The organism is Niastella sp. (assembly GCF_045805085.1).
Taxonomy (GTDB): domain Bacteria; phylum Bacteroidota; class Bacteroidia; order Chitinophagales; family Chitinophagaceae; genus Niastella.
Window position 1 is genome coordinate 1 of sequence record NZ_JBJMLX010000416.1, and the last position, 15782, is coordinate 15782.

Sequence of the window (15782 nt, forward strand, 5' to 3'; positions counted from 1 at the left end):
AACGACATTACCGACGAACTGGAATACCAAAGCATTCCCGAATGGGATTCCGTATCGCACCTGGTGCTGGTAACAGAACTGGAAGCCGCCTATGGCATCACCATCGAAATGGAAGATGTGTTGACCATGGGCAGCGTTGCCAAAATAAAAGAGTTGCTTAAGAAATACCATGTAGAACAGGTTTCCTGATCCTTTACCATTAACATTAATGCCATGTCATTATACGAACACATCCAACAAAACAAGGACCTGTTTTTCATCGATGCACAAACCGGGCACGCTGTTCCGGTGCGCGCCTTTCACCAATCCCTGCCGATCGACAACCGGCAGGGGCTGGTTTTTATTTACAGCGATAACGGCATCGGGTCAATAGAAGTGCTGTTGAATTTCCTGAACAGCCAATTCACCGTAGTATTGTTAAGCACCCAATTGCATCCATCGTTCAAACAAAACCTGGAAGCCCTGTATACCCCCTACTACATTTTTGATCCCGGGCGGGTGGCGGCCTTTGGTTACAACAGCGTTGCCGCCTCTGACAGCATTCAATTACTAAAGAGAAAAGTTCCGGCGGAGTACCTCATTCATTCCAGGATAAAATTATTGCTGAGCACTTCCGGCAGTACGGGTTCGCCCAAATTTGTAAAACTCTCCAACGACAACCTGGTACAGAATGCCTGGTCCATTCTCGATTACATGCCCATAAAAAAAACGGATGTAGTGCCGCTGAATGTTCCCATTGTATTTGTATTTGGGTTATCCATCTTCACTACCAATTGCATGGCCGCAGGCGCCATTCTTTGTACGAATAAAGATATTCTGCAACCTGATTTCTGGACCGACTTTACCAAATACAATTGCAGCACCATTGGCGGCGTACCCTATGTATATGAAATGCTGCAACGGATCGGGTTTTTTAAAAAAGATCATCCCGGGCTGCGGTATATGACGCAAACCGGCGGCATCCTTAACCAGGCATTGCGGCAGGAGATCGTGCGATACGTTACCACTTACAACAAACAATTTATTGCGCAATACGGACAAACCGAAGCAGCGGGCCGCATGGCCTGGCTGCCCCAGGATCAGCTGTTGACAAAAGCCGCTTCCATTGGCCGGCCTATTAAAAACGGGCGGTTCGAGATAGATGCGGAAACCAGTGAACTGATCTATTATGGACCCAATGTATTTGGCGGCTATGCCAATAGTCCGGCCGATTTAAGCAGCTGGAACGAAACAGACAAACTGTATACCGGCGATGTGGCCCGCCAGGATGAGGAAGGCTATTATTATATAACAGGGAGAATCAAACGCATCATAAAATTATTCGGCAGCCGCCTCAACCTCGACGAAGTGGAACTGATCCTGAAGAATGCGCTTGGTGGTCAAACTGTGGTATGCACCGGCATTAACGACAAATACCTGCTGGTGTCGCACGTAAATGACCAGCTGGAAGCCGAGCCCATCAAACAGATCTTAAAAGAAAAGCTGAACATTCATCCCACGGTTGTTCAGGTAAAATTCCTACCCACAATGCCATTGACACCGAATGGGAAGATTGATTATCCGGCTTTGATGCTGAATATTGTCTGAACTGGGATGGAATGGATGAATGGGATGTTTGGGATACCCTCCCACCCACACTACCGAATACACGCAGCTTCCCGAAGCCATCGCACCCATTGTATTACAGGAAATTACCAACTGGCTGAAAGCAATTTAACGCCGAGAGCTAAACGCGTAATCTGAACGCTTAATGCAATGCGTCTTTTTCAAGTGTATTTGCTTTAAGCGTTTTGCCCGTCCGAATGGATTCATCCTGGCGGACGTTCGGGGTTCAGCATTCTAACTCCTTATGCAGCAATTACCGGGGGGTAATTGTCTCCCATGAGAACACTACCTTCTTCCACTGCAACCTTCTTATTTTGACAAGATTGGGCAAATCCGCCTTGAAACTTCCGCAATATCCTCGTGTCTTTAATCCATTCCCCCTGCAAATGATCCAGGTATTTGGTATGCGATAGCTGCTGATCCATGCCCTCTTATTTATTGTTCACATCAAAATTACCAGCATGCAAAACTACAAACGATTGCTTCTTTTACTCTGTTTATCTGCTCCGGTATGGGTTTTTGCGCAAATCAGTGTGTCGGGAACGGTGGTTGATAGTAAAAATAATCCCATACAGTTCGCTTCTGTAAAGATCAGGAATTCCAACGCCGGCACTTCTACCGATGCCACTGGTAAATTCAGTTTAACCATACCCGGCAAAGGCGGGGTACTGGACGTTTCCTACATAGGCTTCAAAGCCACCTCCGTTAATGTAACCGCTCCTACAGCTGACCTTAGCATCACTATGCAGGAAGATGTAGGCCACCTGGAAGAAGTGGTGGTGACCGGTTTGGCCTCCTCTACCAAACGCGCCAACGTGGCCCATGCGGTAGGTACCATTTCGGCCAAACAACTGGTGGGCACAACGCCCCAGGCTACGGTTGATGCCGCCCTCTATGGCAAATTCCCCGGAGCTATCGTTTCCTCCAATTCAGGCGCTCCCGGCGGCGGCATCTCCATCAAATTGCGGGGGATCACTTCCCTGGTGGGTAACTCCCAACCCCTGTTCATTGTAGATGGTGTTTACTACGACAACTCCTCCATTAACAGCGGACAGAATTTTATTTCAAAGGCAGCCAATCAGGGTAGTACGGATTTCCAGGAGAACCCCAGTAACCGCGTGGCCGACCTTGACCCGGAAGATATTGAACGGATAGAAATTCTGAAAGGCGCCTCTACCGCCGCCATTTACGGGGCCAGGGCATCAACCGGTGTGGTGATCGTAACCACTAAAAAAGGGAAAACTGGGAAACCAAAAATTGAGTTAGGCCAATCCGTTGGCTGGCAAATGCAGTTGAGAAAGCTGGGGATGCGCTCATGGGATACGGCAAAAGTGCGGGCCATTGCCGGCGCCAACGGTCTTGCCATCTACAACGCCAATGGCGGCAAGACCTATAATTATGAAGATGAATTATTTGGTGTGCACGGATTCATGAGCAATACCCGGGTGGCTGTTAGCGGCGGAAGTGATAAAACCTCCTATTATGCGGGCATGACTTACCAGGATAATGCGGGCATTATAAAACATACCGGTTATCGCAAAACTTCTTTCCGCGTGAACCTTGACCAGGCCCTTACCAAATTCCTTGACCTCTCGGTAAACGCCAACTATATTGAATCGAGCGCTGACCGCGGTTACTTCAATAACGACAATACCGGCACCTCCATGGGTGTTGCCTATGTATCAACGCCTTCCTGGGTAAGTTTATATCCCGATGCCAACGGCAACTACCCTAACAATCCCCTGGCGCCCAGTAACTGGATGCAAACGCGCGATCTCACGAAAAATAATGAGACCGTAAACCGGATGTTACTGGGCGGAAGGGCTACCTGGAAAGTGCTCAAAAACAACATGCACGACCTTAAGATAATTGCATTGGGTGGCATTGACTATTACACCCTCAATACAAAAGACATCTTCCCGGCAGTATTGCAGTTTGAAAAAAATGGCAACGGCACCAATGGCGCCCTGCTTTATGGAACAACCGTGACCCATAATGATAATTATTCTGCCCTGGCGGTGTATGAATTGAATCCGAATAATGGCCTGATCTTTACCACTCAGGCTGGCCTGAACGCAATCAACAACAATCTCAATACGATCGTGAATACGGCCACCCAATTGATAGGCACCCAAACCAACGTTGACCAGGCCGGTGCGATACAGGTTGAACAAAACCGGGTCATTTCAAAAGACCGTGGCTTTTTCGCGCAGGAAGAAGTGAATTATAAAGACATGCTGATCGGGACCGTTGGGATAAGGGGCGATAAATCGAGCCGGAATGGCAATGCAGACAAATTATATTATTATCCCAAATTTTCGCTGGCATTTAATATGACGTCGCTGCTGGATGTAAAGGCACTAAGCCTGTTGAAAGTGCGCGGGGCATATGGCGAAGCGGGCAACTTTGCTCCTTTTGGCGCTATTTATTCATCACTGGTGCCGATCAATTTCAATGGCACCACCGGTTCCATCGTGGATGTTACCAGGGGCGACGCCAACCTGAAACCGGAAAGGCAAAAAGAACTGGAACTGGGTTTGGATGCCGGCATTCTGAATAATCGCGTTGGCGTGGAATTTACCTGGTATAAAAAAGATGTGGAAGACCTGATCCTGAAAGTACAAACGCCGACTTCAACAGGTTTTTCAACCGGCTGGAAGAATGTGGCGGCTATTCAAAATAAAGGTGTGGAAATTAGTTTGAGCGCTGTTCCGGTGCTCACCAAAGAATGGCGCTGGAATGCACAGGTAAACTGGTGGAAGAACACCGCCAAAGTAACCAGGTTGGATGTGCCGGCCTTTAACGTAGGCGCATTCGGCGCTTCCCTGGGCACCTATCGAATTGAAAAAGGCAAAAGCCCTACACAGATAGTAGGCATTGGCGACGCCAGTGATAAAGTGGATCCCGTCAGCAACCTGGCTGTATTCGGCAATTCAGAACCAGACTTCAACCTGTCATTCAACAACAACGTTACCTGGAAGAATCTTGAATTGAATGTGCTGATGCACTGGAAACAACACGGCGACAATATCAACCTCAGTTCTTTACTGAGTGATTTTGGGGGCACTTCGGCCGACTACGATAAAAAGTCGCTCGATCCCAAAGGAATATTGTCAAATGGCGATTACCGCATAGCTTCTTTTGGTAAAACTGCCCGCCCGTTTGTGGAGGATGCTTCTTACTTCAGGGTTCGGGAAATTGGGTTGAGCTATACATTCCCTAAAGAACTGTTCAAGGATATAGCCCGGGTAAAAATTGGTTTTTCGGGCAGGAACCTGATCAATGCATTCAAGTATAACAGTTATGATCCGGAAGTTTCCAATTTTGGTATCAATGCTATTTCCAGCAATGTGGAAGTAACCCCCTTCCCATCATCGAAGAGTTTCCATTTTAATGTATCAGTTACTTTTTAATCATGAACCCAAAAAGATCAAATATGAAATATCAACATAAATTAAAGCAGTTCATTGCCTTCACAGGTTTGTTTGTAATAGCTATGGGCTGGTGGGGCTGTAAAGTGGAACCCATTCTTGATCCCAATAACCCTAGTATAGGTAGTGTTACGCAAAGTGCGCAATTAGGAGAATTGCAAAACCTGGTGGTGGGAACCGAAGCAGGAATGAGAATTTATTTAGGCACCTACCTGGATGATGTGAGTATGATAGGCCGGGAATATTATCGCTTTGCCGCCAGCGACCCCCGGGTAACCGGTGACCTGTTGGGCAAAGGCGGCGCCACCCTCGATAACAATACTTTTTACACCACCAACCCGTTTGCCGGACGGTACCGGGTAGTGAAAAATACCAATGTTCTTATTCAGGCATTACAAAATACAAAAGCAGGTATTTCCGACGATCAGCGAAAAGCCGGTATCGCTTATGCCAAAACGGTACAGGCTTACGAATTGCTGATGGTCTTCAATCTGGAGTATGAGAACGGCATCCGGGTTGATGTGAACGACCCCGACAAACTGGGTCCTTTTCTTTCAATGAAGGAATCGCTGGACGCCATTCAGAATTTATTGAATGAGGCCAACAATGATCTAAAAGGCAATACAGCCGACCTGCCCTTTACCACCACGCTGTATAGTAAGAAAGCCAGTGATTTCTCCAAATTCAACCGGGCGCTGGCAGCCAGGGTGGCTGTTTACCGTCAGGACTGGGCGTTGGCCAATACCGCGCTTTCAGAATCGTTCCTGAGCCTCACCGGCAGCCTTACAGACGGTTCGTATTATCTATTCTCAACGGGTGGCGGCGACCTGTTAAACCCGGTGTTTTTTCCAACAAACACGCCGGCTGCCGAAGTACGGGTTACCCATCCTGGTTGGATAACCGATGCAACACCCGGTGATGCCAGATTGAGCAAAGCGCCCAAACGCACCACTACCGCCACGCAGGATAACCTGAACAGCGATTATGATTTTTTTGTATACACCACTAACGTTGCGCCGATCCCAATTATCCGCAATGAAGAACTGGTGCTGTTGTATGCAGAAGTGAAAGTGTGGCAAAACAGTTTTCCTGATGCGATTGTAGCCATCAATAGAATCCGTACGGCGGCGAACCTGCCTCCCTACGCAGGGGCTGTTACTCACGATGCGCTTATTACGGAAATATTGTACCAGCGGCGGTACTCCCTGTTTGGCGAAGGCCATCGCTGGATAGATATGCGCCGGTATGGTCTTTTAAATACATTACCTATCGACCGTGCAGGCGATGATGTGTGGCAGCAGTTCCCAAGACCGGCTACAGAAAATTAAAGAATAAACATAATATGTAAAAGACAGATGTGTAGGTCGTCCGCCGGCTGGCGGACGGCTCACCCTGGAATCAAAGGTGAGCCACTCTGAAAGAGTGACCCACCTTTGATTTTATTTCGATAATTTCAGTAAAACACCTTAACATGACAAGTAGCAACCCATCCAATTCATTTTTGGGCACCGACCAGGTACCTGCTTACACCCCCACCAGTGATGAAAGAACCCTGGCTCTCCTCAGCCATGTGCTGACCATTTTTTTCTGGATCTTTCCACCGCTGATCATTTATCTTATAAAGAAAGATGAATCGAAGTTTGTGGCAGAACACGCGAAGGAATCATTGAACTTCCAGATCACCGTAGGCATCGTTTTCATCATTCTATTCCTTACCATTATTGGTATCTTTTTATTGTGGATAGTTGGAATATTAGTACTGGTGCTGGTAATTGTGGCCACCGTAAAAGCAAGCGAGAGCAAATTATACCGCTATCCGTTTACGTTAAGATTGATCAAGTAATTGTTCAGGAATAAAAAAGTCCCGCTAGACAGCGGGACTTTATACTTACTCCTGACTACGTCAGGATTCATCACATGATCACATTTGGGGCCTATTAATGCGTTACTACGAATCGAATTGTTTGAATTCTTCCATCATCCCCTACTCCGCGCAGCGTGTACACGCCATTGGCTAAACCTGCCAGCGACACATTGATATCGTTTATGCCAGCACTTAACGAAGTAGTGAACTTTTTGACCTTGGCGCCGGTAGCATCGAGCACCGCCCAGGTCATCGTCATAGTACGCCGGCTGGTAATGCGCAGTTTTGCATTGCCTGTTGTAACCACCGTTGGTAATAACTGCACACTGAATTCATACACCGGCGCCTTCAACATTCCCTGGTTGGTGATCACGATGGATCCCAATTGAGTAGTTGATAAAGCTACCAGCCGTGCAGTGGAGGAACCTGTTGGCAGCACGCCGCCTGTGGGTGAAACAAGCGCCCAGGTTATCCCATTGTAAGCGCCCGCATCCATATTGGCGCTTGGGTTACAAGCGGCGTTGGCATCTGCATCTGCGTATTGCAAACTAATGTTCACCGGCGCTGCAGGCTCCCTGGTGGTAGTCACCGTCCAGGTTCGGTTAATGGCTTTGCTGTTATCAATAACCGAAGCGATCAATCCTTCCATTACCCGCACCGTATACGTCATTCCCTGGCCATTGCTGAGCATTACCGGGTTATAACTGGTGGCAGTAGGTCCAACCGGAACGGTGATGGCGCCGGTGCTATTGGTAACAATTGCCGAACCGGTTCCATTGGTGATGATATGGCTGGCCACACTGCCGGTGGTTGCATTTTGCAGATAGATATTGAATGAGCCAACTGTTATATTTCCATTGGTCATGGTTAATGTACTGCCTATGGTCAGATTGCCATTGAGCGTAACACCCGCACCGTTCACAATCACATTGCCAACCGACAAGGCATTGATGGTTTGATTGGCGGTACCGCGGAAGGCAATGGTACCTGTATTGGCATTCAGTGTTCCTGTGTTGGCGAAATTGCCATAGAGGTTTAAGGTGCCGGTTCCATTTATGGTAAGCGTAGCGCCTGTACCAATGGTAACCGAATGCGCATGGGCGGCGCCACTGATCACCGGACTAAACGGCGTGCCTGACGTAATGCTTACATCGGTAGTAGCCACGGGTACGCCACCGCACCAGTTGGCCGCCGTGTTCCAGTCGCTGCTTACTGCGCCCACCCAGTTGTTAGATGATTTCACAGCCAGTGTAGCCACATTAGAGATCACCAGTCCGCAGGCATTGGTGATCACCACATCATAATCACCCGCATCAGCGCCCACAGCGTTGGCAATAGCATATGTATCGGTGGTGGCATTGGTTATATTCACGCCATCCTTCCGCCATTGATAAGTTAAGGCTGAACCATTCGCCGCCACACGCAGATTAACCGCACTGCCCATACACACACTGGAACCGGCGGGTTGTGTAGTGATCGCGATCCGGCTGTTCACCGTTGCCACCACCGCCGTACGCGGGGTTGTACAACTACCTGCCACAGCCGATACATAATAAGTGGTGGTAGCAGAAATTGACGGTGTTGTATAGGTTGAACCAATACCGATCGGACTCGTTGTAGCAGGATCGGGATACCAGTACAGGGTTGAACCGGCAGAACCCGTTGCCTGTAAATTTACCACCCCGGCATTACAACGCGCTGCTGGTGTAGTGGCGGTCACCGCCGGACTGTTCACCTCTACTTTTATGGCAGGTGTAAACACAGTATCGGTGATACATACCGAAGCCAGGCGATAATAAAGGGTTTGTGTAGCCGCAGCCGTTGTATAAGGCGAAGTAATACCGCCGGTAATATTGCTATAGGTAGCGGAGTCGGTGCTTTGCTGCCATTGAATACCGGCGAAACCATCGCCACCGGTAACCGTTAACACCGGCGCGCCATTGAAGCAATAACTGGTTTGCGAAGCGTTGATGATGCCTGACACCAATGCTACCCGGGTACGGGTAACCATCGACATGGCATCGTTCGAGGCCTTTGCATCACCTGTCACTGTAGTTTTAGCGTTAAAGATATAAGTACCCGGCACGCTCATGTTCACCGAATCAGTTGTACCATTCAGCAGCACATTCATAGTGGCGCCGGCTGCCAGCGTACCGGTATTGATAATTTTTGTAATAGTAGCTGTAGCAGCACCCGTTACATTTACAGTTACCGTAACAGGGTTCACCGCAAAATCAATAATAGCAGCACTGTTGTTTCTTACTTTGATGGTAGCAGCTTCTTTGCCATAACATCCTTTTCCTGTCAGCGGAGTTTCCAGTGAAACCGCCTGCATATCTATGCCATTCAATTGCGAGAATTCATCGGCACCCACATCAGGCGTAGTGGCATTCCTCGCCTCGCCATCTATATCGTCTGTTACCAGCGTAAAAGGAACAGCAGCGCCATTGGCCGGCGACACTGCAGCCGTGGTAATATGCAGATCAACAGTTGTGGCAGCGCCGGTTGCATCAATAAACAACGGATCAGCTGCCTGACTGGCCAGATCGCCGCCTATATTCCAGCCACTGGTATAGGTAGCCGCAAACGAAGCGCCGCCCGGAGCTGCTGCTGCAAAGTTGCCGCCGGTTCCACCATAGCCATAAATATTATGGTCAAAGGTCATACCTGCTAAAGCATTTACCCATATCGCATTGTGCAAACCACCGGTTGTGGCATTCGAACGGTTGTTGACAAAGATGTTGTTTTGTACATTATCAGTTCCGGTATTGGTTTCCTTGCGGAAGGCATTCGAACTCATTGCATTGGTGCCTATACCGGTTCCCCCAATATAAATACTGTTATAGAAAATACTGCTGTTCAACCCGGAGCCCTTCATGATCCCATCTATACGAATGGCATTGGTCAAAGAAGTGCCATCGGGTTTAATACCCAGCCGCACCATATTATTGTATACATCTGCCTTACCCTGGTTGATCTCTATACCCCTGATATTGGCGTTGGTATTGGCAGTGGTGATATCAAAACTATGCACCTTGTTTTTTGAGATCGTATTGGTGATGGTGGCGGAATTGGCGCCCCAGAAAAAGATCCCTTCCATATACACACTTGCCGTAGCAGCGCCGGAAACCAGGCTATGCACCGTATTATTGGTAACAGTAACCGGATTGCTGGTAGAAGCGCCCATATAAATACCCAACACCGCTGAATTACCACTACCCAACGTATACGTGGTAGCAGAATACAGGTTGCGGACAGTATTACCTGCCACCGTTGATACCGTGGAAGTAGCTGATCCGATATTGATACCAGCTACCTGGGCGCCGGCATTGGCCGAAGTAGCGTTATTGGTAAGGTTGGCAATGGTATTGTTGGTGATCGCAAACACGCCATTACCAGCGGGAATATTGATCCCGCGTACATAAATACTGCTGGTACTGGTATTCACGGCATTGATGCTGTTGGCAGTTGTAACACTACCGATCTGGTTGCCATCGATATTCACCACACCCGCCGTGTTATCATAAATACCGGAGAAGTTATTACCCGCATTGGAAAGGGTAATACCACCGGTGTTGTTTTGTTTCAGGTTTATTACCGCAGTAGTACTGGTGTTACCGGAAATATAATACGGGATCGTATGCGCCCCATTGCCGCCGGCAATGGTGATGGCATTGGTGCCGGTAACAGCCCCCACTGTATTACCTGTTATCGTACCCACGTTCACACTACCGTTTGAACCGGTTACCCCAATACCATGGAATACATCGCCGGTAACCGTACTGGTTATAGCTATGTTCGTAATGGTATTTCCCTGTACCGAGCTTGGATTCGCCGAAGTACCATCTGCAATCTCCAGTCTGATACCATCGAATGAATTACCCAGACCCGACAACGTATAAGGCGTGCCGGTACATGCGGGAGCAGCACCACCGATAGCGTTATTGGTAACAACAAAACCATTACCTACACTGCCTGTGTTGCGGTTAGGGATGATCCAGATACCCCGGTTAAACGCAGCCGCCGAATAAATACGGGCGCTGGTTTGGAAGAAATGGTTGCCGAAAACAACCCAACTGTTCACCCCGTTGTTCAGCATTACCCCGGCAGAGTTACCATTCACCAGGAAGTAATCGTAAATATTACAATTGGAAACCGTATCGTTGTCGTTAAAGTTGGCATTCACGCCGGTATTGTTGGCTCCCAACGCATACACGCCTATCGATGGTATGGAAGGGCCGGTACCGCTGGAGTGAATATTACAATGATCGATCGTATTGTTGTCGTTACCATTAGCGCCGTTGCTGCCAAAGAAAACCACGCCGCCTCCGGCGCTGGTGGTAGCGGCAGGTACCGCATTCATTCCCTGCAGATCGCAATATTTTACTGTATTGTGGAAGGCGCCGTTATCGAAGCGAATGGCAGCACCCAGCGCACTGGTGTTTATAATGTTCAGATTGATCGTGTTCAAATTGCCTGCTGTTGTTACGGCTATGGCTGCTCCTGTTCCACCAGGTCTTCCATCGATAGTAACATAGGTACCACCAGTAAGATCAATGGTGGGCCCGGGTATAGAGCTGGTGATCACCAGTCCGCTGGCATTGGCTGCCGGTCGGATCAACACCGTATTGACAGGACTAAAACAGGCATTGGAACCAATAGTGATCGGGAATGTTTCATTAGCACTTGTATAATCGCCTTTTAATTCTACAATCACCGGGCCGCTGATACCGCCGCTTAAAGAAGCCAGTGCAGCGGTAAGTGTTTGGAAGGTGCCTGTTTGTCCAACCGTGATTAACCCGCTGGGGCCTGTACAACCGGCCGTGCTTTTTGAACCGGATACCGCTGTACTATATTTGATGGCGCTGATACAGGCATTGTTGTAGGCGTATACATAATAATCGTACGCAGTGCTGGCCAGCAGGTTGGTATTCGCAAAGTTCTGGGTAGAACCGGTGGCTACCACTGTACCTGTTCCCAATGAGCTGCCAACAGAATAGATCACGCCATTAACCGGCGCCACCGGCGTGGCGCCAGCCAGATAGCGTACGATCATATAACCATTGGCGCCGCCTGCAGAAGCAGTAAAGCTACCATCGATCTCTGTTGCGGAAACCGCCGTCAACACCAGCCCGGTGGGCGCATTGGGGGTGTTACAGGTAGCAGCGGCCGCTACAAAATTGCCGGCATCTGCCCCGATATCAACCGGCGTTAACCCGCTGCGGGTATCATTGTCGTAATCATCGGTTATTGACGCGATAGCCGTACCGGTTCCCTCCGCCACAGAAATGCCCGTAGTATTAATATGCAGATTGACTGCTGATAGATTTCCTGTTGGATTGATAAAATTCGGATCGCCCGTTATACTGTTCACATCGCCCGCGAGCCAGCCGGTTGTTGGCGTGCCCCCATTCATATAGGTGGGGATCTCCACCGCGCCGCTGTTGGCAAACCGTCCGCCGGAGCCATTAAACTGGTACACGTTGTAATTAACGGTAGCGCCGGTAGTAGCACCGCCAAAGTTGATGCTGAAATGTTTACCGCCGCCGTTGGCATTGGACCGGACATTCGCAAATATGTTATTGCGGAGATCGCAGGTACCGGAAGTAGACAGCCTGCTAAACGCATACGTATTGTTTGTGCTCATCCCTACGCCACTGCCGCCAATATATACACTGTTATGAAAGAAACTATTGGCAGAAGTAGTATTGCCCACCATACCATTTATGACCAGCCCCGTGGTAAGCGGCGTGCCATCTGGTTTAACCCCCAGCCGGATCATATTATTGCTGTACACCGAAGAACCGCCGTTCACCTGGATACCGGTAAACACGGCGCCAATGTTTACAGCCGTCGCATCAAAACTATAAATGAAGTTTTTTGAAACAGCATTGGTCACGGAAGTAGTACCACTGTAATACAACCCGATCGCATTGACCGCCGCATTGGTTGCCGTACCCGACAATACCAGCGAATGAATGGTATTGCCACTCACCGCACAGCCTGCCGCATTGGAGCTGTTCATATTAATACCAATAATAGCGCTGCTGGTGGTGGTACCCGTACTTTGGGTAGCATTCACCAGGTTGCGAATGGTATTACCGGTTATACCTCCGCTCATAACAGCAGTAGTAGAAGCGATATTGATACCGATCACCTGAGAGGCAGCTGTTCCCGTGGTGGCATAATTACAGGTGAGGTTTTGAATGATATTGTTGGCAATGGTCAGCACCGGGCTTCCGGACGGAATATGAATACCGTTTATAAACCGGCCGGTGGTAATACCGGTATTGGAAGCGGTAATATTGGTAATGGTATTATTACTGAAATTCCCGGTTATGGCGCTGTTGGCGTAAATGCCGGAGAACGAACTCCCCACGGCGGTCAGCAGCACGTTGCCGATGGTATTGTTCTTTACAATGGTGTTGTACGTACCGCCAAAGAAGATCATATGACTGGGTACCGCGCCCGTTGCATTGATGGTGATACCGCCATCGCTACTACCATTGCTACCGGTTGCCGCACCAATACTATTACCCGTATTATTTCCTATCTCTACATTGCCTTTGCCAGTCAGCACCGCAATGGCATGCATGGCATCATTGGTAGTAGAAGTAGTCAGATTGATATTCGTGATCGTATTGCCCTGTATAGAGGAGGCTGCGAGTGGTGTTGCGGCATCGGCCACTTCGAGCCGGATGGCTTCAAAGAAACCGGCCGAACCATTCGCAAACGTATAGGGCGTACCGCCGCAATTGGGCGCACTGCCACCGATAAAATTACCTATGATAATAAACCCATTGCCTATCTCTCCCGCTGAAGCAGCGCGGTAGGGCGCCACCCAGATGGCGCGGTTAAAGGCACTGGTAGAACCAGACACCGTAATAGTTTCTGTTTGAAAGAAGTGGTTGGCGGCGATCGTCCAGCCGCTGTTACCCAAATTCAATTCCAGACCCACCGAATTACCGGTTGAAAAATAATCGTACATATTACAACCCAGCACCGCGTTGTTGTCGTTGAACTGAGCGGCATAGGCAGCCACCGCACTGGAATTGTCATACCCCAGTGAATAAACGCCGATGGAGGGTTTTGTAGCACTAGTACCGGTTGAATGGATGTTACAATGATCGAGGGTATTATTATCGTTACCATTCGCCCCGGTATTACTAAAATACACCACGCCCGACAGCGTATTGGGCTGACTGGCATCATTGGTATTCTGCCCCTGCAGGTCGCAATATTTGATAGTATTATTGAAAGCACCATTTTCGAGTGCAATAGCAGCACCGGTATTATTGGTGTTGATGATATTCAAATTAGTATTGTTCAAATTGCCGGCAGCAGTAACCGGGATGGCTGAACCGGTTCCACCCGGACGCCCATCGATGGTTACATATTTAGCGCCGTTGAGATCGATCGTAGCGCCAAAACCCGAACTGGCAATCACCAGTCCGTTGGCGCCGGCAGCCGGCCGGATGGTCAACGTATTGGCAGCGCTGAAACAGGCATTGGAAGCTATTACGATCGGGAAAGTTTCTGTAGCACTGGTATAGTTGCTTTGCAGTTCAAGCGTCACGGGACCACTCACCCCACCAGACAAAGCAGCCAGGGCTGCAGTTAATGTTTTATAGGTTTCATTAGGGCCAACGGGAATTACTCCGCTGGGACCGCTACAGGTATTGGTTGCCCGCGTCCCTGTTAACGGAGTTGTTGTATTATAAACCGGACCAATGCAATTGGTATTGTTATAAGCATACACATAAAAATCATAACCAGCGCCACCGATAAGCCCACTGGCACTGAACGAAGTGGCCGTAGTGGCTTGCACCACTAAACCTGTTCCAAGAGAGCTACCCACCGGATAGGTAGTGCCATTCACTGGTGCAACCGGTGTAGCGCCGGCAGGATAACGCACAACAATGTAGGCATCAGCAGCAGGAGATGCAGTAAAAGAACCGTTGATCTGGCTGGTAGAAATAGCATTCAGTACCAATGCAGTGGGCTGATTAGCGGGCGCCACACAGGCATTCATGATACTCACCGCCATCACATGCAGAATTCCGCCCGTGGCAGGCCGGCTGATCGTTATTGAATTGATCTTCTTCGTATAATTGGGACCATTCACAGCCATGGCTACCTGGTATAAACGGGGGTTGGTAGTACCTCCACTATTATCGAGGCCGGCCGGCGCATTTCCATTCACCCGGCCAATACCCTGGATCGCAAAACCGGTACCCCCGAACCAGTCGGACACCGTAACGCTGGGGTTGGTTTGCGTTGTACCATCAGCAAAATTTAACGTAACCGACATAACCGTAGCGGAACCGCCTGAGGTGGCCAGGAAGTACACTACACCAGCTGTTTGTGGGGTGGTCAATGTCAGGGTGCCGGTAGTAAGCGTAGTGGGCAACCGAAGTGAGTTGTTAACCGATGCATCTGCCAGTTGAAAGGTTACCAGGCTGGAGGCCGCACTATTGATGAGCCCTGAAGTGGGCAGATAATTGGTGGGTGCGCCAAATGCGGTAAAACTCTGGTTAAGAAAATAATATTTGCCGCCGTCTACATCATCGGTAACAGCACCCGTAAAGGTTGGGCCATTGGCAATTACATCGGCATTGAAACCAGTAACAGGAACGGGTGTTACTGTTTGGGCAATACCAGCACAGGATAACAACGACAACACGATACCCAATAATTTTCTCATAATACAGTATTGTGAATGGTGTTTAGGATTTGCTTGCTGCTTTGCCTGCAGCACTTACTGCTTTAAACTTTTAACTTTAAACTTTAAACTGTTTAAATAAGGGGTCGCCCCGGAAGAGGCAACCCGATTTACATTTTATGAAACAATCGGGATGTTATTCCCGAGTGTTTCTATCTGT

The 15782-nt window shown here is 48.9% G+C and carries 6 protein-coding genes; 5 read left to right on the plus strand and 1 reads right to left on the minus strand.

Annotation, left to right across the window (positions count from 1 at the left end):
• From ACJ751_RS21580 to ACJ751_RS21600, 5 genes are all read left to right on the plus strand, one after another.
• The coding region (locus ACJ751_RS21580) for an acyl carrier protein (protein ID WP_407747596.1) at positions 1 to 189 on the plus strand (189 nt) is incomplete at its 5' end.
• A gap of 24 nt (positions 190 to 213) precedes the next feature.
• On the plus strand, positions 214 to 1587 hold the full coding sequence (locus ACJ751_RS21585) for an AMP-binding protein (protein ID WP_407747597.1): 1374 nt from the start codon (positions 214 to 216) through the stop codon (positions 1585 to 1587).
• A gap of 479 nt (positions 1588 to 2066) precedes the next feature.
• Positions 2067 to 5018: a SusC/RagA family TonB-linked outer membrane protein gene (locus tag ACJ751_RS21590; protein ID WP_407747598.1), complete on the plus strand. Its 2952-nt coding sequence runs from the start codon at positions 2067 to 2069 to the stop codon at positions 5016 to 5018.
• 23 nt (positions 5019 to 5041) lie between these two features.
• Positions 5042 to 6364 (plus strand): RagB/SusD family nutrient uptake outer membrane protein, encoded by a 1323-nt coding sequence (locus ACJ751_RS21595; protein WP_407747599.1) that lies wholly within the window; start codon positions 5042 to 5044, stop codon positions 6362 to 6364.
• A gap of 143 nt (positions 6365 to 6507) precedes the next feature.
• Positions 6508 to 6879: a DUF4870 domain-containing protein gene (locus ACJ751_RS21600; RefSeq protein ID WP_407747600.1), complete on the plus strand. Its 372-nt coding sequence runs from the start codon at positions 6508 to 6510 to the stop codon at positions 6877 to 6879.
• 94 nt (positions 6880 to 6973) lie between these two features.
• On the opposite strand, the gene ACJ751_RS21605 is transcribed toward ACJ751_RS21600, so the two are convergent.
• Positions 6974 to 15604 (minus strand): beta strand repeat-containing protein, encoded by an 8631-nt coding sequence (locus ACJ751_RS21605; RefSeq protein WP_407747601.1) that lies wholly within the window; start codon positions 15602 to 15604, stop codon positions 6974 to 6976.
• Between the last annotated feature and the right edge of the window lie 178 nt (positions 15605 to 15782).

Excerpts from the sequence above, each read along its gene's own strand:
- ACJ751_RS21585 (WP_407747597.1), top strand. The coding sequence starts at position 214 with ATGTCATTATACGAACACATCCAACAAAACAAGGACCTGTTTTTCATC.
- ACJ751_RS21590 (WP_407747598.1), top strand. The coding sequence starts at position 2,067 with ATGCAAAACTACAAACGATTGCTTCTTTTACTCTGTTTATCTGCTCCG.
- ACJ751_RS21595 (WP_407747599.1), top strand. The coding sequence starts at position 5,042 with ATGAAATATCAACATAAATTAAAGCAGTTCATTGCCTTCACAGGTTTG.
- ACJ751_RS21600 (WP_407747600.1), top strand. The coding sequence starts at position 6,508 with ATGACAAGTAGCAACCCATCCAATTCATTTTTGGGCACCGACCAGGTA.
- ACJ751_RS21605 (WP_407747601.1), bottom strand. The coding sequence starts at position 15,604 with ATGAGAAAATTATTGGGTATCGTGTTGTCGTTGTTATCCTGTGCTGGT.